Raw genomic sequence first — 19,094 nt, 5'->3', positions numbered from 1 at the left:
CCCCGGGGACGCTCAGGGGCGGATAACCACCGACGCCGCGCTGTCCCTGGCGCGCTGGCGCGCCGTTTCCGTACTCTCTCCCCAGGCCAGCGCGACGCCGAGGCGCCGCACGCCGTCGATGTGCGGCTTGCCAAACAGGCGCAGCTGGGTTGCCGGGCGCAGCGCCTGCGAGAGATTGGCGAAGGTGACGTCGTCGCTGTGCAGCGACGGCAGCAGTACGGCGGATGCGCTGGGGCCAAACTGGCGAATCACGCCGATCGGCAGCCCGAGAAACGCGCGGACATGCAGCGCAAACTCAGAGAGATCCTGCGAGACCAGCGTGACCAGCCCGGTGTCGTGGGGGCGGGGGGAGACCTCGCTGAAGATCACCTCATCGCCGCAGACAAACAGCTCTACCCCAAATAGACCATATCCCCCCAGCGCTCGGACGACCGAGGCGGCGATCGCCTGCGCCCGCGCCAGCGCGGTAGGGCTCATCGCCTGCGGCTGCCAGGACTCGCGGTAGTCGCCCTCCTGCTGGCGGTGCCCGATCGGCGCGCAAAAGTGGATCCCGTCGCTGGCCTGTACGGTCAGCAGGGTTATCTCGAAATCGAAGCGAACCTCTCCCTCGACGATGACGCTGTCGGCGTCGCCGCGGGCACCCTGGCGGGCGTATTGCCAGGCAGGTGCCACGTCGTCGTCGCAGCGCACAACGCTCTGCCCCTTGCCCGATGAGCTCATGACGGGCTTGACGAAGCAGGGATAGCCGATCTCTGCCACCGCCTGGCGAAACGCCTCGATGCTGCCGGCAAAGCGATAGGGGGAGGTGGGCAGAGCCAGGGTCTCGGCCGCCAGGCGGCGGATCCCCTCGCGGTTCATCGTAAGCTGTACCGCCCGGGCGCAGGGAACGACCCGCTGGCCGTCGCTCTCCAGCTGCAGCAGCGTTTGCGTTGCGATGGCCTCTATTTCTGGCACGATATAGTCAGGGCGCTCGCGTTCGATAAGCGCCCGCAGGCTGTCGCCGTCGCGCATATCCATGACGTGGCTACGGTGGGCGACCTGCATGGCCGGCGCATCGGCATAGCGATCCACGGCAATCACTTCCAGACCGAGACGCTGGCTCTCAATAGCGACCTCTTTGCCGAGCTCTCCGGCGCCTAGCAGCATGACGCGGGTTGCGTGGGGACGAAGGGCGGTTCCGATTGGCTGCATGGATTCTGTTCCTGTTTACTCGGGGAAATCATCGTCGGCAGTATATACGAAACCGTTTGCGTGGCAACGGGAAAGATTTTATTACAATGAGCAACAAAGCGAAAATATTTAAATAACCATTTGTATTTCATTATGTTGACTATGATCTGTCGGGGCTGCCTTACACAATTGTGCGCTATGTCTCATTAGAGCGTTTTCGCCGTCGGAGGCAGGGATATACTGGAAAAACGGGGAATAGGCGGGGTGCCGGATGCGCACATTTAGCACTGTTTTTTCCTCATCGGCGCGCGAGGCGCCGCAACTTGAAGATTTGTATTATAAATAATATTGTATGATCAATTGATTTGGTCGGAAGGACGCCGGCCGCTTAAGACTCCAACAGCGTTGCGCAAATGCAGGAGTGCATCGGGTGCAGCGGGAAGGTATGTGGAATGAGTAGTGCGACCTGCATTGAAGAAAGCGGATTAAAACAGGATAACTGGTATCGTATCGCGGAAGAGATGCTGAGCCGGGCGGGGATTACCATCAATGGCACACAGCCTTATGATATTCAGGTAAAAAACCCGCAGTTTTTTCACCGTGTACTGCAAGAGGGATCCCTGGGACTGGGCGAAAGCTACATGGATGGCTGGTGGGAGTGCGAACGGCTGGATATCTTCTTCCAGCGCATTCTGACCGCCGGTCTGGATACCCAGCTCCCGAAGCACGTTGCTGACATGGTACGCATCGCGTCCGCGCGGATCTTTAATCTACAGAGCCGTAAACGCGCCTGGATCGTCGGGAAAGAGCACTACGATTTGGGGAACGATCTGTTTAGCCGGATGCTTGACCCGCATATGCAGTACTCCTGTGCCTATTGGAAAACGGCGCAGACGCTGGAGCAGGCCCAGCAGGATAAGCTGAAGCTGATCTGTGAGAAGCTGCAGCTGCAGCCGGGCATGAGGCTGTTGGATATCGGCTGCGGCTGGGGCGGGCTGGCGCAGTATGCGGCGGAAAACTACGGCGTCTCCGTGGACGGCGTGACGATTTCTGCCGAACAGCAGAAGATGGCGCAGGCGCGCTGTCAGGGGCTGGATGTCAATATTCTGCTGCAGGACTATCGCGATCTGAACAACCGCTACGATCGCATTGTATCGGTGGGGATGTTCGAGCACGTCGGCCCTAAAAACTATCGCACCTACTTTGAGGTGGCCGCGCGTAATCTGAAGGCGGATGGCCTGTTCCTGCTGCATACCATCGGCTCTAACCAGACTGACCTGAACGTGGATGCCTGGATCAATAAGTATATCTTCCCTAACGGCTGTCTGCCGTCGGTGGCGCATATCGCCAACCACAGCGAAGGGCTGTTTGTCATGGAGGACTGGCACAGTTTTGGGCCGGACTACGATCGCACCCTGATGGCGTGGCTCCAGCGTTTCCAGACGTGCTGGCCCGAGATCAGCGATAGCTACAGCGAGCGTTTTTACCGCATGTTCTGCTATTACCTTACGGCCTGTGCCGGGGCATTCCGCGCCCGCAACATTCAGCTGTGGCAGGTCCTGTTAAGCCCGCAGGGAATTGAGGGGGGGATGCGCGTACCGCGTTAATCTCAGCACCTGCGCGGGGGCGCAGAACAGAAAACAGGCGGCGCCGGATTAATGCCAGCGTCGCCTGCTGATTATGTCTGACAATATACGCGGGGCGAGGGGAAGGTGAGGCAAGGGGAGATGTTTTTATGCGCCGAGTAACGTTGATAAATGTGATTGCCATTTCGTAAATTGCGTTAAAAAACCATATTCTGCTGTTTGAAAGATTTGCGTGTATATCATAATGCAATGAAATTTATAATATTTTATATTTAATTTCATTTTATCAACATCCTGTAATAATAATCCGCAGTGCGGCCTTTTTTGCGCCATGATTAAAAATAACGGCTAATCATTTGCACCTTGAAGTGAAGTATGTCATTAATAATGGCGCCTTAAAACGGGGCGTTGTCTGCGCTGAGGAAATATCTGGATTGATGATTTCTTTAGCATGGCGACGACCTGATTAATAGAGTCAAGTATGCCTTAGGGCAGTTTTTCAAAGTGAAGGAAAGCGTAATGAGCAAGAAAACCGGTCAGGTCAAATGGTTCAACGAAAGCAAGGGATTTGGTTTCATCACGCCAGCTGATGGCTCCAAAGATGTCTTCGTCCATTTTTCTGCCATCCAGAGCGAGGGGTTCAAGACCCTGGCAGAAGGTCAGCAGGTTGAGTTCTCTATCCAGGACTCCCAGCGTGGCCCGGCCGCAGCCGACGTGGTTGCGCTGTAAGTAAACCGCTTCACCACGGTTGATAAAACCCGCCATCGGCGGGTTTTTCTGTTTTTGGCTGCGAAATCAACCGAACGGCAGCCATTGCTGCGCTGGAGGCTTGCAGATAGCCCCTCGGATCATTTACTGTATATAAAAACAGTATCAAGGTGAGAGTGGGTAAGATGGCCGTAAATATTCAATATGTTGTGGTGCGCGATGGGGTGGAAAAAATGACCTTTACCAGTAAGAAAGAGGCGGATGCCTATGACAGGATGCTGGATTTGGCGGATAGCCTGAGCGAGTGGCTGGCGCAGGCGCCGCTGACGCTGGAGGAGGGGCAGCGTGAAGCACTGAGCTTTTACCTGGCTGAACAGAAAGAGAGCCTGGGACGCCTGCTGCGCGGGGCTAGCGTGGCATCGCTGGTGGATGCGTCATCGTCGGCGCCGGCTAGCGCAGCGGCCGACGGGGAGGCACGCGCGGCCGAAAGGGCGCAGGCTGCCTAGCGTACCGTCGTCGTCGGCGAGCCCTCGACGGGAGCGCATGCCGATGCTGGCAGTGTTGGCAGCGGGGGGCGCGCAGGATATCATGCCGCTCTTTCCCGTTGATCGCCGCAGAGGAGCGACAGATGACACCCGATATCACTTTTTATCGCCGCTTTCAGGCGGATATTCTCGCTGGCCGTAAGACGATTACCATCCGTGATGACAGCGAGTCACATTTTCAGCCGGGACAGCGGCTTACGGTAGGGCGCTACGAGGATGGGATCCCCTTTTGTGAGATTGAGGTGATTGACGTGACGCCGGTGACGCTGGCGCAGCTGAACGCGCAGCATGCCGCTCAGGAGAATATGACGCTGGATGCGCTGCGTGGCGTGATCGGAGAGATCTATCCGCAGGTCGATCGGCTTTATGTCATCGCCTTTTCACTGGTGCGCGCGCTGGCGGGCTGAGGCCCGGGTGCAGACGCTTTTCCGCAGGCAGCGCTGCCGCCGTCGGCGATACGCGCTCTGATGACGCGCCGCCGCCGTTATTTCCACGGCGACTCGCCTTGGTGCCCTGGTTTATTCTTCGGCGACCGCTCTTTGTGGTTATATGCGCAATATATTACCCGTGGGGCCATCAATGGATGATTCTACGCACGGGGCCGCGTTATCGCCGATGCTATTGGCGGTAGGTATGGGGGGACGCGGCGTCCATTAATTTAGCCGCGGCTGTTGGGTTATTTTAATTCATGGCTAATTATTGCGTGCATTATATTAATGATGCGAATCATAATGCGCCTATGCTCTGCTCCCGCACGCCGTATCGATAGCGCAAAGGCGTGCGCTCTGCCGTGGCGCATCCCGCGGCGAGAGATCCCGTATGGCGTGCGCGGAGCATCGCCGGCGGGTGCGGCGGTTCCTGTCAAGCGCCGGCGTGGCTATCAATGTGCTTTTTGTATAATTCATTTATATTTAATAGGTTATTTTAATATACGGCGGGGCCGCCCGTCGCTGTCAGACGTTTGCGGCTGGTGAACGACGCCGCCGGCGCCAGTCGTCATCGCGCGATATTCCCCCGGCGCCCTGTACGCTTGACCCGTGCGGGGCAGGGCTATCCGGCGTGGGATAAGCGCATCATCGATACATTTATTAAATATTTTGCATGGTTACCATAGCGTTCGGTCATGATGCTGAAAGGGGGCGGGATATCCTCCGGCGCTGGCGTGTTAGCTGCGCCGTTCTCGATATCCTCGAGCCTCACTTCACCGGGGGAATTTATTGCATGCGCCGCGCGGCATCATCTTCCGCGCCGATGGACACGCCTATGGGATGAATAATTAAATGGATCATATATATCTTATTTTAAGTTGCCATTTTATCCTGTGATGAAAAGGAGACGCCTGCGGCGGAGAGGTCAAGGTATCGCCGGGCGCTGAGGCGGGTTGATGGGAGGAGAGAGCGCGACTCCCGTTGGCCCACGTCGCTCCGGCGCGTGAGTGCACCACCCGATCGTTTGGCTATCCGCCGGGCGCTATGCGCGAGGATGCCCCGTAGCCCTGCGGCGTTATCTGGCGCAGCGAGGGACGAGCCGATGGAGGGCTATCCGGCATACAAGATGCGCGCTAAACGCGGCGGATTGCGCGCGCCAAAGCCGGATGAGACGGCGTACGTATCTCTGACCCCGGGCGCGAGATTGTTAAGCTCAAAGCATCGTTTCCTTCACGAATGTGATCTGATAGACATATTAATATATTTAGCTATAAAAATAGGTTCTAATTCTGTTTTTTTGATATATGAAGGTTTTTTGTTCTGATTTGCTGCAAATTATCGGATTATATCGTCATTCTCATCATATTACCCTCTAAGCGCATGGTTAATTATATCTATTCATTTACCCACTATCAGCTAGAATAGTGGCTGAATCCGCTGGATTAGATAAACTTTGCTAATATGCCAAGGATGATTGATGCAATGTTCCAGAATAATAAATATTCACTTTAGTAAATACTGACGTAGCAGATACTTTAGCAGCGATTAATTTTTGTTGTAATAATGGCAAGCTGTCAACTTTGACACTACACGCAGTCAATACCAGTGCCTCCTCATATGAGAAGGCAAATAGAATTAGATAGCATAATGAATAGTGAACATTACCATCTCTTAAGTGATGTCAGATCGGTAGCGCCGTCTCATAAGCAGGCTGAGGCGCTGCGGGTCAGGCTGCAATATGCACTCGCTAGCGACGAGTTTTATCTGGAGTACCAGCCGCAGTGGAATGTTCATGGGCACATCCAGGGCGCGGAGCTATTGATTCGCTGGCAGCATCCTCGCTATGGCGTACTGTTGCCCGAGCGGTTTATGGATGCGCTGATGAGCTGTCAACTGGGGCCCGCGCTATTTGGCTGGTTAGCCGAGCGCGCGCTGCCGCTGCTGCAGCGCCTGCGTAGCGAGATCACGCCGGACTTCAGCCTGTCCTTGGCCCTACCGCTGAGCCTTGCCGCCAATGAGGCCGTGCTGGCCCCCTTTACCCACCTGCTGTCCCAGTATGGTTTGACGCCAGCGGCGATTGCGCTGATCTGGCAGGGGAGCGACGATCTGCTGTCGAATCCCGCCTGCCTGGCGGGCATGCACGCCCTACGTGAGCAGGGATATGGGGCCGCGCTGGCGGAGTACGGCGAGGGATATCGGCAGCTGGCGGCCCTGAGCCAGCTGCCGCTGGATCGGATGCATATTCCCCCGGGGGTGATCGGCCTGCTGCCGCACCCGGATGCCATGGTGATGGTTCAGCTGATGCTGCGCCTGGCGGATAAAATGGCCATGCGCTGCTGCGCGCAGCGGGTCGACAGCGTACAGCAGTTTGAGTGTCTGTCGGCAGCGGGATGCCGCGATTTTCAGGGTTCCTATCTTTTCCGTCCCCTGAGCGCGGATCAGCTGGCGGTCGTATGCCACATTTTGAGCGACGCCGACGAAGAGGAGTCACCCTCAGGCGGGTGACCCGCCGCGTTATCTCACGTAATTCCGCTTATCCTATCAGGCATACGACGGTATTTTTGCATTTTCACCGCCCGCGGATTGTGTCACCCTGTTATAAGATGGCTTGTGTGATGAATCCGTTAGGCATTAACAATGAAAAAGGCACCAAAAGCAGCAAAACATCCCTATGAGATCGTGACGCATGGGGATCGCCGGGTTGATGATTATTACTGGCTGCGCGACGATACCCGCAGCGATCCACAGATGTTAGCCTACCTTAACGCGGAAAACGCCTATAGCGAGCGCTGCCTGGCGCCGCAGTCGGCGCTTCGATCGGCGCTCTTGGCAGAGATGGTGGCGCGTATTCCCCAGCAGGATGCCTCCGTTCCCTATGTGCGCAACGGTTACCGCTACCAGCACCGCTACCGGCCCGCCGCCGAATATGCCGAGTATTGGCGCCAGCCTGAGTCGGCGAGCCCGGAGAGCGAGACGGCGTGGCAGCTGCTGCTGGATACCAATCAGCGTGCCGAGGGGCATGATTTTTATGCGTTGGGCGCACTGGAGGTTAGCCCAGATAACCGTCTGCTGGCCGTCAGCGAGGACACGGTGTCCCGGCGGCAATACACGCTGCGCGTAAAATCTCTGACGGATGACGACGTCTGGCTGGAGGAGTCGATCGAGGGGTGCGATGGGCATATCGAATGGTGTAACGACTCCCGCGCCTTTTACTATATCCGTCTGGATCCACAGACCCTGCTGCCTTATCAGGTCTATCGCCACCGCCTGGGCACGCCCTGCAGCCAGGATTGCCTGATCTATCAGGAGTTGGATGACGCATTTTACCTGGGGCTGGAAAAGTCGCTCTCTCAGCGCTACGTGATGATCCATATCAGCAGCACGACGACCTCCGAGGTTCTACTGCTGGATGCCGATGACCCCGAGGCGCGGGCGCACTGCTTCCTGTCGCGTAGGCGCGACCACGAGTATTCGCTGGAGCACTATGACTCGCGCTTTTATATCCGCTCTAACCGGGAAGGGCAGAATTTTGCCCTGTACTGTGGGCCGGATGGCGATGTGCTGAGCTGGCAGACGCTGGTGCCGCCCCGCGATGCGGTCATGCTGGAGGACTTCTGCCTGTTTCAGGAGTGGCTGGTGGTGGAGGAGCGCACCCATGGGTTGACGACGCTGCGCCAGATCCGTCGCGACGGCGGAGAGGAGCGGCTGATCCATTTCGACGATCCAACCTATGTCACCTGGCTGGGCTATAACCCGCAGCCAGAGATTGCCAAACTGCGCTACGGTTACGCATCAATGACGACGCCGGGCAGCGTCTACGAGCTGGATTTGAACAGCGGTGAGCGGCGCCTGCTGAAGCAGCAGAGCGTGGCGGACTTTAGCCCGCAGGACTACGCCAGCGAACGCATCTGGCTGCGGGCGCGGGACGGCGTGGATGTGCCGGTCTCCCTGGTCTACCGGTGCGATCGCTTTGTGCGCGGACAGAATCCGATCCTGATCTATGGCTACGGTGCCTATGGCAGCAGCATGGATCCCGGCTTTAGCACCAGTCGTCTGAGCCTGCTCGACCGGGGCTTTGTGTTTGCGCTCGCCCACGTTCGCGGCGGCGCCGATCTGGGGCAGCAGTGGTATGAGGACGGTAAGCTGCTGCACAAGCTGAACTCATTTTATGATTTTATCGATGTCACGCAGGGGCTGGTCCGTCAGGGGTATGCCGCCGCCGATCAGGTCTATGCCATGGGCGGCAGCGCCGGTGGGCTGCTGGTGGGTGCGGTGCTTAATATGGCTCCCCAGCTTTATCGCGGGGCAGTCGCCCAGGTGCCTTTTGTCGACGTCGTGACGACCATGCTGGACGCCTCGATCCCGCTGACGACCGGTGAGTACGATGAGTGGGGGAATCCGGAGGATCCCGAATACTACCATTACATGCGGCGCTACAGCCCCTATGATGGAGTCCGGGCACAGGCCTATCCCCATCTGTTGGTGACCACCGGACTCCATGACTCCCAGGTGCAATACTGGGAGCCTGCCAAGTGGGTGGCACGCCTGCGTGAGATGAAATGCGATGATAACCTGCTGCTACTGTATACCGATATGGAGGCGGGGCACGGGGGAAAATCGGGGCGCTTTAAAGCCTATGAAGATATTGCGTTGGAATATGCGTTTATTTTAACGCTGTCTGGCGTAACACAATAGACCCACTTGGGTGAGCTTTAGCAAGGAGTCGTATGCCAATACTGCATTTACACCAGCGCGATATGTACTATGAGGACCACGGCAGCGGCTTTCCGCTGGTGTTGGGCCACAGCTACCTGTTCGATGCCGATATGTGGCGTCCGCAGATCGAGGCGCTGAGCGCCCGCTACCGCGTCATCGTACCGGAGCTGTGGGGACACGGCCGCTCTGCGGCGCTACCGGAGGGGCACCGCTCGCTGACCTGTCTGGCACAGGATACCCTGGCGCTGCTGGACAGCCTGGGGATCGATCGCTTTGCGATGGTGGGGCTGTCCGTCGGTGGAATGTGGGGAACCGAGCTGGCGGCGCTGGCCGGCGATCGCTGTGCGGCGCTGGTTCTGATGGATACGTTCGTGGGACGTGAGCCGGAGGTAACCCATCAGCGCTATTTTGCCATGCTGGAGGCTATCGAGCAGGCCGGGGCTATCCCGCCGCCGCTGCTGGCGCAGATAGCGCCGCTGTTCTTCCGCCAGACGCCGGAGCCCGACCTGATCGCCGCGCTGAGCCAGCGTCTGTCCAGGCTACCCGCTGAGACGCTGCGCAACAGCATCGTTCCGCTGGGGCGGATGATCTTTGGTCGTCCGGATCGCTGCGATCTGTTGAGCCGGCTGCGCATGCCTGCGCTGGTGATCACCGGGGCGGAGGATCGACCGCGCCCACCGCTGGAAGGATACCTGATGGCTGAGATGTTGAACTGCCGTCAGGAGGTGGTTGCTGAGGCCGGGCATATCTGTACGCTGGAGCAGCCGCAGCGGGTGAACCAGCTGCTGCTGGCGTTTTTGCAGCAGAGTCTGCCAGGCTAAGCCGGTATCGGCGTGAGACAGATAAAAAAAGGGGCCTGAGGCCCCTTTTTGCTATCCACAGGAGTGGAATTAGAACTGGTAAACCAGACCCAGCGCAACGATGTCATCGGTGTTGATGCTGTTAGCACGGGTGAAGTCATTCTCATCCAGCAGGTTGATTTTGTAATCAACGTAGGTGGACATGTTCTTGTTGAAGTAGTAGGTCGCACCCAGGTCAACGTATTTCACCAGGTCAGCCTTGCCACCGTTAAAGCCGTTGTAGGAGTTCAGCTCAGAGGCCTTAGACTGCAGGTAGGCGATGGACGGACGCAGACCGAAGTCGAACTGATACTGGGCCACGGCTTCGAAGTTCTTCGCCTTGTTGGCAATACCGGTGGAGCCGAACGGGGTCATGTTCTGGGTTTCAGTGTACATGGTAGCCAGGTAGATGTTGTTGGCATCATACTTCAGACCCGCGCCCCAGGACTGGGCTTTGTTACCGCCGGCAACGTTGGAGTTAGCCTGATTGCCGTGCCACTTCTGATCGGTAGTACGGTTAGAGGTGGTGTACGCCGCACCGGCGCTGATGCCCCAGCCCAGATCGTAGGAGGTGGACATACCGAAGCCGTCGCCGTTCTGCTCAGTCAGCTCGTTACGGCCGTTGTTGCTTTCGCCTTTGGCATCGTTTTTACCCTGATACTGCAGGGCGAAGTTCAGACCGTCAACCAGACCAAAGAAGCCGTTGTTGCGGTAGGTGGCCAGGTTGTTGGAACGCTGGGCCATAAAGTTATCGGACTGGGCAGAGGTGTCGCCGCCGAACTCAGGCAGCACGTCGGTCCAGCCTTCGATATCGTACAGCACGCCGTAGTTACGACCGTAGTCGATAGAGCCGTAGTTGCCATACTTCAGGCCGGCAAAGCCCAGACGGGTGAAGAAGTTAGAGGAGTTGCTTTCCGGCTGGTTAACGTTAGCCTGTGCTTCCCACTGGCCATAACCGGTCAGTTGATCGTTAATCTGGGTTTCGCCTTTGAAGCCGAAACGGACGTAGGACTGGTCGCCATCTTTGTTATGGTCCTGAGAGAAGTAATGCAGACCATCTACTTTACCGTACAGATCCAGCTTGTTGCCGTCTTTGTTGTAGATTTCCGCAGCGTTAGCTGCGCCTGCAACTAACAGAGCAGGAATAACGACTGCCAGCAGATTACGTTTCACAATAATATTCCTTCTTAGTTGCTGACCGGTGCGGTCAGGTATGAGATGCCACTGCTTATTTTGTCTTTTCGTGCTGCGAGTGAGAACTAAATTGCGTTCCATCTGTCGAAGTAAACACATCGGGCACGCCCTAATCATAGGTGTTTTTTCAGCTAAATAAAAAGCAGAGTTCCATTTAATTTATTAAATGGCGTAATTAATTATGTATAAATGTAAAATGCGCTATATTTTATGACATTACGTATGTTTTTTGCGCGCCCACCGGATGCTCAACATTTTGTTATTCATTACGCTCTTTACGCTCTTTGTCTTGACGGTGAGGTCGAATTTTTGGCGATCACACAAAATGTCAATGTTATTCCTATTGTTGTTGTATACTTAAATCTCATCATTGTTACTGCATTTTATTTTTACTGTGTCTTAAATATTTTTAAGCTAACCCTTCGGGTTGGCTTTTTTTTTATAAGAATACCTTACAAATCATCGAGTTCATCTGTTGTTGTTAGCCTTTGAACCGGCGGAACCTGGTCTAACTCATTAATAATATTAATTTAGGATACGCTTTTCTAGTTATTCTACGCTGTATTGTCAGACGCGTCGTGCGTGTCTCAGAATCATGCTTGATTATTTGTGCTGTGGCCTCGATAAGCGCTCAACCGGGTGAGGTGTCCAACGATACTTCTCCGGTGTTATATCGGTTTCGATTTTTATTTTTAACAAAAGATGCGTTTTGAAGATGGCCGGACGGGGTATAAACATAATGCTCTTGGCAGGTGTTTTTTAAGCGTTGTCTGAGATCTGAGAGGCGTCGATGGTGATTATTTTCCAAGAGGGAGAGGGGGAGAAACGTCACGGCATCGTCAATATCCGGCGAAGGTGCCTATGCCAGTGCTACCTGCACTCCGCACGCCCATCGGGAGCTGCGCAGAGGATCCTCCGCTCCCGCATATAATACAAAAACCCGCCGTAGCGGGTTTATTTGCTAAGAATCATTGCCGTTTTTATTCTACCACATCCTCCGTGTGGGCGCGTTTAGCGCGTTTTGCCGCGCGCTTTTCCACCAGCGTTTTCTGCGGTTTTTTCTTAGCATTTTTTTTGCTATCCATTCCCTTACTCATAGTAGCCTCTCTTTAACTATCGTTGGGTAGGTTGCCTAGTTACTTAAGCGCCGTTGCGACTGAGTTGCAAGGCCATATTCATGGATTTGTGGCAATCTATTGTTATGAATGGAATTATTTGCAGAGGATAGCTGGCAAGTAACGCTGCCATGCACGGTTTTCACCCCGGCAGTGCGCCGTGGCGCCAGGGGTGGAAGATAGCGATCTCGGATCGGGGCAGCGCGGTCTGCGTGCCCCTGGTTTTTTAGGCTGCGGTTGGCATACCGCACAGCTTGGTCAGATTGCGGGCGCCGACCATGACGGTCGCGACATAGGATTGCCGTCGAGTGACGACCTCTACGGCAATGAGCTTATCTCGGTATTTAAGGTGGTAGATGCAAGGCCATCCCTGACGGGTGCGGCCGAAGGCGTTTGCATGTTGGTCGATGGCCGCATGGGCAACAACAAGGTGAGAGAAGTTTGTATCGCCTTTAATGATTCGCTTCATACAGGCTCCCTACATAAATCCATCAATTTGCTCTGTTCAGCCTAGGCTGACCTTTCTGTTATAACACCATTCCCTATACTTCGACATGTTTCAGTTAGAATTTCCGCTATTTAGTTAACCATATCGATCGACTACGCTTAGCGGGATCCCCTATCGCAATCCGTGGGATGCGGGGAGGCCAGGCATGCTACGCTAAAGCGAATCCTACCGATTAAGGAGCGCATATGAACCCTATCTATACCCTTACGCTGTCTCCCTCACTGGACTGTTCGACCAGCACGGCCAAAATATATCCGGAGGGTAAGCTACGCTGCAGCCAGGCCCTATACCAACCGGGCGGCGGTGGGATCAACGTGGCCAGGGCCATTCATCGTATGGGGAGAAGCGCCGTGGCCATCTATCCGGCGGGAGGATCGACCGGCGCGCACTTAACCACGCTGCTACAGGAGGAGGGGGTGGCGGTTGATCCGATCGCGGCACAGGCCTGGACGCGTCAGAATATGCATGTCAGTGCGACGGCGACCGGCGAGCAGTTCCGTTTTGTGATGCCCGGTGCAGCGCTGACGCCGCGGGAGTTCGATCTCCTAGCGCAGCGGCTTGATCAGATCCCCGCTGATGCCCTTTTGGTGGTGAGCGGGAGTCTGCCGGAGAACATTACGCCGTCGCGGTTTTCCGCGCTGCTGCGCCACCTTCGTCAGCGCGGTATTCGCTGCGTCGTCGATACCTCGGGCGATGCCCTGATGGCGGCGGTGAGCCTGGGGGGACTGACGCTGATTAAACCCAATCAAAAGGAGCTGGCGACGCTGAGCGGGCGGGATATGACTCAACCGGCCTCGGTTCTGCAGGCGGCCCACGCGCTGGTATTACAGGGCGCCGCGCAGTATGTGGTGGTTTCGCTGGGGGCGCAGGGCGCGATCGCCGTCGATCGCCGGGCCTGGATCCAGGTGACACCGCCGCCGATTAAGGCGCTGACGACGGTGGGCGCCGGCGACAGTATGGTCGCGGCGATGACGCTGCAGCTGGCCCAGGGAGGATCGCTGAGCGCGCTGGCGATCGGCGGCGTTGCGGCCGGAACCGCGGCGACGCTGCGCCATGGCACCGAGCTCTGTCAGGCGAGCGATGTCGCCGAGATCGCGGCCTATATTGAGGCCCACCACCCGCAGCCGCACCCCTTTTAATCCGCCGCGGATGGCGTGGATCAGGAAAGACGCGGGGGGCATCCGCCGTCCCGCGTCGATAGCGCATCGCCTAGGGCTAGTCGGCCAGATGGGCCTCGATGAACCACAGAAACTTATCCAGATCGCGCGAGGCGGCGGTCAGCATGTCTGCGCTGTCCTCATCCTGGGTAGCGCTAATCGCCGCCCGGGTGTGGTTAGCGACGACGGCATAGCGCTCCGCCAGGGCGGACAGATGCTCGCGGACGCGGGTAATATTCAGCGGGTAGGGGGCCAGCGATGAGGCGGCGGCGGTCGTTTGCAGCGTCCCCAGCGCGACGCCGCCCAGCTGAACGATACGTTCGGCGAAGATGTCCTGGTGATTCAGTAGCGCGGTACGAAAGCCATCCAGCATTTCATGCACCGCGATAAAGTTTTTCCCTTTCATGTTCCAGTGCGCCTGCTTAGTCAGCAGAGCCAGATCGATGAACTCAGCGACCAGGGGCTGTAACTGGGCGATGGTCTGCTGCTTGATCTCCGGTGCCAGATCGTTGCGGGTGGTCGCCAGGGCGGCGTCCAGAGCGGTGTTATTCAGCGGGGTTACGTTCATTATTATTTCTCCCATTGATTTACTTCGTTTATTCAGTTGGACAGCGCAAGAATACGTACTGTTTGTGTCAGTATAGGGAGCGAAGCGGGAGGATAGCTAAGGGGTTGTCGGTATCGATTGAATAGGTATCACCTATCGTTTGTGGTCGTCGTGTGTTTTATTTTTCATTCTCTGGCCGCGGAGGCTACGCCGGCATGTGCCTTATCGCCGGATGTGCATGGCCGTCAGGCGCCCGATGCGTGACGGCTGCGGGCTATCGCGCCCGCGGCCTCGTCGGGGGAGGCAGCCCGACTCACGGCGGGGCTACTGCCCCAGGGGGGTGCTGATGGCTTTAAACAGCGGGCATTCGGCGATACCGATGACGCCGTTGCTATCGTGGATCTGTGTCTGGGTTACCAGCGAACGGGCGGTCAGATACTGGCACTGGAGCCCCAGGCCGCCTAGGTTTTTACGGCTGCTGATCAGAAATCCATAGCCGCTGAATAGCAGGACCAGATAGATGACGATCAGCAGGATTAGGGTGGTTTTTAGCAGACGCATGACAACTCCTTAGGCCTGGCGCCGGCCTGCGGCGCTCACGGTAGAAAATTAGTGAAATATTATCATAATCAGTCAGATGGGCGAGCTTTTTCCCATCGACTGAGGCGCCGATATCCGTCTGCGTGCGGATAGTCGAGGGTGATTATTTTATGCGCTCCTTAAATACCAGAGATGGCCTTGTTTTTATTTTTTGCCTTTGCTATTAATGAGCCTGCGGATATGAAGATGTTTGGTTTCCCGAAACTGAGTACTATCAAAAATAAGCGAGGTGTTTATGAGTAGAGGAAAGGATAAGGCCACCAAGAAGAAATCAGAGAAGACGCTGAAGGAAAGGCGGGCGGAGAAAAGAAATAAACGCGACGCGCCAGAATAAGTATTCTAAATAACAACCCGGGATGCGCCGGGTTTTTTATTTTTCCGAGTGCGGCTCTATCGCGCTGGCCGAAGGCCAGGCTGCGGCTTAGCCTAGGGGGTTTTAGCGCGAGCGGGAGCCGGCGCAGACAATAAAATGGGTCGCCACGCTAAGCGCGGGGAGAGGTGTGAATGCGCGCGCAAAAGCGTAAAGAGGCCTCACGAATGAGGCCTCAGATAATGGAGTGCTACATATTAAGGGCATGACCACCGCGAGGCAGAAATCCCGCGCCGTTTACTCAGTGGCTTATTCCGGGCAGGCCAAGACGAGGGTCCGTTGGGTGCTACAACTCACTGCCGTCACGAACGTAATTAAATGTACCATTTAACTCCTTTCGTTGCCTCGGATGAAATAAACATAGCGGAATCTTCAGCGACCGAGTGTGATATAGCTCACCGATCTGTCTCTTTTTTTGCGCTCGGGGAAGAGCCTTGCGCAACGCCCGCCGCCTTGGCCACCGCGGGAAATTTTACCCTAGAGATTGAGTTGTGGCGTACGCTTGCTATCATCGCGGCCTACCTAGCGAGGAATATGTGATGAAACAATATCTTTCACTGCTGGCGGCGTGTCTGCTGGCCGGCTGCAGCGCTGGCCCGCAGGCGACGGAGAGCGTGCCGCAGACGCTGCGCAGCAGCTATCAGTGCGATGTGCCGCAGGCGCAGACGTTTCCCCCGTTACAGACGGCGGCGGATCTGGTGGTCAATATGCGCCATCTCTCTCAACATGCCCAGGCGCGAAACTTCGTTGCCGGTCAATGGCTGACCCACAGTGTCCCTCTGCCTGAGCGCGATCGCATCAACGCCTGCAGCACGCAGATCTTACAGGCGTCGCGCCAGATTATCGATGCCCAGTATCAGACGGTATACCCCACGCTCAATAGCCAGGCGCAGCGTGATGCGCTGAAGGAGAGCGTCGCGACATGGCGCGTGGCGATGCAGGGGATCACGCCGCAGGGCGTTAACGATACGGCGCTCTCGGCGTTCAATACGGCGGCGGAGCGCCTGCTTGCGCTGCTGCAGCCGCGCTGAGTCCGGATGCGCCGGGGCGGGGCCTGCGGTGAATTCGCGCGTCTTCGCCCGCCCGCCGCGTGGGCAGCGGGAACGCCTGACGCCGGAGCAATGCGCATGGCGCAAGCCATGCGTTAACGGGGGCAGGGCCTGGATTCGGTCGGGGGCAATCATGGCTGCCGCATCTCACGCCGCCGGGGAGAATGGGGGGATACCATCGTGATTGCCGGGCTAGCGCGGTTAATTATCGCCCCATTTTGCGCTAGATTATCGCCGTAAAATAGGCCGCCGCGAAGCCGATGATAAAGGGACGCCGCGCCGTGATAGCGCGCTTTTTTTGCGCCATCATTTCTGTAAAATTAGCTGTATTCATTGAAATCAACCATGTTTTTCCTTATGATCTTGCCGTTCTTCTTCCATCGTCCTCTCTTTTTTTGCTGCGGGCGTTCATTTTAACCGGGTAATTTTCACATTAAGGATGAGTAAATTGCGCGCATTATAAACTCAACGTGAGGGTATAACATGAGTCATAATGGCACGAATATAGATAAGCAACATCGAACGATTAACCCCCCCGTATTTATTATTTCAGCCGTCCTTATTATTGCGCTTGTGCTGTTTGCCGGGATGTTACCGCAGCAGGCGGATCGCTGGTTTCAGTCCATACAACAAGGGATATTTGCCAACGCCAGTTGGTTTTATATTTTAGCCGTCGCATTAATTCTGTTAAGCGTGACCTACTTAGGATTTTCACGCTATGGATGCATTAAGCTTGGGCCGGATCATGCCGAGCCGGAGTTTAGCTATTTTTCCTGGTTTGCCATGCTGTTTTCCGCTGGCATGGGGATCGGTCTGATGTTTTTTGGGGTGGCGGAGCCCGCCATGCATTACCTGTCGCCGCCGCAGGGCAGCGCCGAGACGATCGCCGCGGCCAAGCAGGCGATGACGCTGACCTTTTTTCACTGGGGGCTGCACGCCTGGGCTATCTACGCCATCGTCGGCCTGATCCTGGCGTTCTTTAGCTATCGCCATGGGCTGCCGCTGACCCTGCGCTCTGCGCTGTACCCGCTGATCGGCGAGCGCATCTATGGCCCTGCGGGCCACGCGGTCGATATTTTTGCCGTCATCGGTACCGTCTTGGGGGTGGCCACCTCGCTGGGCTACGGCGTGCTGCAGGTGAACGCCGGGCTTAATCATCTCTTTGGCCTGCCCATTTCCGCCGGCGTGCAGGTGGCGCTGATCGTGGGGATCACGACGCTGGCGACGCTGTCGGTGGTCTCCGGGTTGGATCGCGGTATCCGTATGCTGTCGGAGCTGAACCTGGGGCTGGCGGTGCTGTTGATGATCCTGGTCGCTGCGCTGGGACCGACGGTGCTGCTGCTCAAATCCTTTGTTGAGAACACCGGCGGCTATCTGTCGCAGATTATTAGCAAGACCTTCAATCTTTATGCCTATGAGCCGAAATCGAGCGATTGGCTAGGAGGCTGGACGCTGCTCTACTGGGGCTGGTGGCTCTCTTGGTCGCCTTTTGTCGGCATGTTTATCGCCCGCGTGTCGCGCGGCAGAACCATCCGGGAGTTTGTGACCGGCGTGCTGCTGGTCCCCGCCGGTTTTACCCTGCTGTGGATGACGGTGTTTGGCAACAGCGCCATTGAGCTGATCGCCCACCGCGGCGCCGCCGATCTGGCGCGAACGGTGCAGACGGATGTCTCGCTGGCGCTGTTTAACTTCCTGGAGCACTTTCCGTTTCCGACCGCGCTGTCGTTTATCGCCATGGTGATGGTGGTGGTGTTTTTTGTCACCTCGGCCGACTCCGGGGCGATGGTGGTGGACACTCTGGCCTCCGGTGGCGTCAAACATACGCCGCTGTGGCAGCGTGTCTTTTGGGCCGCGCTGATGGGGGTGGTGGCGATCGTCCTGCTGCTGGCCGGAGGGCTGCGCGCGCTGCAGACCGTCACTATCGCCAGCGCGCTGCCGTTTGCGCTGATCCTGCTGCTGGCGATCTATGGTTTGCTCAAGGCGCTGCGGGTCGACATCTATAAAAAGGAGAGTCAGCAGATGACCACCATTGCGCCGCCGGCCAGCCGTAACCCGATCCCCTGGCAGCGCCGCCTGCGCAATATCGTCTATTATCCCAAGCGCTCGCAGGTGCGTCGCTTTATTGCCGAGGTGATCCGTCCGGCGATGCTGATGGTGCAGGAGGAGCTGGGGCGGCAGGGCAAGTCGGCCAGCCTGACGGAGGAGGCGGACGATCGCCTTAGCCTGCGGGTCGACTTTGGCGATGATATGGACTTTTGCTACGGCGTGCGGCCGCGTACCTATCGCAAGCCGGCCTTCGCCATGGCCGGGCTGGATGAAGAGGAGAGCCCGCGCGAGGATGAGGCCTACTATCGCGCCGAGGTATATCTGAAAGAGGGTGGACAGGATTACGATCTGATGGGCTGGACCCAGGAGCAGGTGCTGCACGATATTCTGGATCAGTATGAAAAGCACATTCACTTTTTGCACCTGATACGCGGCGAGCGCGTGCCGGAGTAGGGCAATCCCTTCCGCGGCCGGGATTGCGGTTGGCAATTGCGGCCGCAGGGGGGTAATATTGCC

Annotated in this window: 15 protein-coding genes; 10 read left to right on the top strand and 5 right to left on the bottom strand. The window is 56.8% G+C overall.

Annotated elements, in window-relative coordinates; all coding sequences use genetic code 11:
* Positions 1-12 precede the first annotated feature (12 nt).
* A complete protein-coding gene (purT, locus tag ETEE_RS17460) occupies positions 13-1,191 on the bottom strand; it encodes a formate-dependent phosphoribosylglycinamide formyltransferase (RefSeq protein ID WP_034163347.1) in 1,179 nt (392 codons plus the stop codon).
* A gap of 431 nt (positions 1,192-1,622) precedes the next feature.
* On the opposite strand from purT, the gene cfa reads away from it, so the two are divergent.
* The 7 genes from cfa (at position 1,623) to ETEE_RS17425 (ending at position 9,974) form a co-directional block, all read left to right on the top strand.
* Positions 1,623-2,777, top strand: coding sequence for a cyclopropane fatty acyl phospholipid synthase (gene cfa / locus ETEE_RS17455; RefSeq protein ID WP_034163348.1), 1,155 nt, complete (start codon positions 1,623-1,625; stop codon positions 2,775-2,777).
* 498 nt (positions 2,778-3,275) lie between these two features.
* Complete coding sequence (cspE, locus tag ETEE_RS17450) at positions 3,276-3,485, top strand: transcription antiterminator/RNA stability regulator CspE (RefSeq protein WP_034163349.1); 210 nt, start codon at positions 3,276-3,278, stop codon at positions 3,483-3,485.
* Positions 3,486-3,649: 164 nt separating this feature from the next.
* Complete coding sequence (locus ETEE_RS17445) at positions 3,650-3,970, top strand: YebG family protein (protein WP_034163350.1); 321 nt, start codon at positions 3,650-3,652, stop codon at positions 3,968-3,970.
* Positions 3,971-4,092: 122 nt separating this feature from the next.
* The gene (yqfB, locus tag ETEE_RS17440) at positions 4,093-4,416 is read left to right on the top strand and encodes a N(4)-acetylcytidine aminohydrolase (protein WP_034163351.1); all 324 of its coding nucleotides are present in this window, start codon (positions 4,093-4,095) and stop codon (positions 4,414-4,416) included.
* A gap of 1,668 nt (positions 4,417-6,084) precedes the next feature.
* The gene (locus ETEE_RS17435; RefSeq protein WP_034163352.1) at positions 6,085-6,942 is read left to right on the top strand and encodes an EAL domain-containing protein; all 858 of its coding nucleotides are present in this window, start codon (positions 6,085-6,087) and stop codon (positions 6,940-6,942) included.
* A 132-nt stretch (positions 6,943-7,074) separates the two neighbouring features.
* Positions 7,075-9,132: a S9 family peptidase gene (locus ETEE_RS17430; protein WP_034163353.1), complete on the top strand. Its 2,058-nt coding sequence runs from the start codon at positions 7,075-7,077 to the stop codon at positions 9,130-9,132.
* A 32-nt stretch (positions 9,133-9,164) separates the two neighbouring features.
* Positions 9,165-9,974 carry an alpha/beta fold hydrolase gene (locus ETEE_RS17425; RefSeq protein WP_034163354.1) on the top strand — a complete coding sequence of 270 codons (810 nt, stop codon included), beginning with the start codon at positions 9,165-9,167 and terminating at the stop codon, positions 9,972-9,974.
* 69 nt (positions 9,975-10,043) lie between these two features.
* On the opposite strand, the gene ompC is transcribed toward ETEE_RS17425, so the two are convergent.
* Complete coding sequence (gene ompC, locus ETEE_RS17420; RefSeq protein ID WP_034163355.1) at positions 10,044-11,165, bottom strand: porin OmpC; 1,122 nt, start codon at positions 11,163-11,165, stop codon at positions 10,044-10,046.
* A 1,362-nt stretch (positions 11,166-12,527) separates the two neighbouring features.
* Entirely contained in the window at positions 12,528-12,770 is a 243-nt protein-coding gene (locus ETEE_RS17415; RefSeq protein WP_012848661.1) for a DUF4060 family protein, read from the bottom strand.
* 224 nt (positions 12,771-12,994) lie between these two features.
* Here ETEE_RS17415 and pfkB point away from each other — a divergent pair, with 224 nt between their 5' ends.
* Positions 12,995-13,948 carry a 6-phosphofructokinase II gene (gene pfkB / locus ETEE_RS17410; protein ID WP_034163356.1) on the top strand — a complete coding sequence of 318 codons (954 nt, stop codon included), beginning with the start codon at positions 12,995-12,997 and terminating at the stop codon, positions 13,946-13,948.
* A gap of 76 nt (positions 13,949-14,024) precedes the next feature.
* On the opposite strand, the gene dps is transcribed toward pfkB, so the two are convergent.
* Both dps and ETEE_RS17400 read right to left on the bottom strand, forming a co-directional pair.
* A complete protein-coding gene (gene dps / locus ETEE_RS17405; protein ID WP_034163357.1) occupies positions 14,025-14,534 on the bottom strand; it encodes a DNA starvation/stationary phase protection protein Dps in 510 nt (169 codons plus the stop codon).
* Between the two features lie 303 nt (positions 14,535-14,837).
* Positions 14,838-15,074, bottom strand: a complete 237-nt coding sequence (locus ETEE_RS17400; RefSeq protein WP_034163358.1) for a YobH family protein — start codon at positions 15,072-15,074, stop codon at positions 14,838-14,840.
* Between the two features lie 948 nt (positions 15,075-16,022).
* Between ETEE_RS17400 and ETEE_RS17390 the strand changes: the two genes are divergently transcribed.
* Positions 16,023-16,514, top strand: coding sequence for a hypothetical protein (locus ETEE_RS17390; protein ID WP_034163360.1), 492 nt, complete (start codon positions 16,023-16,025; stop codon positions 16,512-16,514).
* Positions 16,515-17,015: 501 nt separating this feature from the next.
* Positions 17,016-19,031, top strand: a complete 2,016-nt coding sequence (gene betT, locus ETEE_RS17385; RefSeq protein WP_034163361.1) for a choline BCCT transporter BetT — start codon at positions 17,016-17,018, stop codon at positions 19,029-19,031.
* The last annotated feature ends 63 nt before the right edge of the window (positions 19,032-19,094 follow it).

Origin of the sequence: Edwardsiella anguillarum ET080813 (assembly GCF_000264765.2) — a bacterium.
In the GTDB taxonomy this organism is placed as follows: domain Bacteria; phylum Pseudomonadota; class Gammaproteobacteria; order Enterobacterales; family Enterobacteriaceae; genus Edwardsiella; species Edwardsiella anguillarum.
Note: the sequence above shows the minus strand (reverse complement) of the source record. Positions and strands in the feature narration are given on the sequence as shown.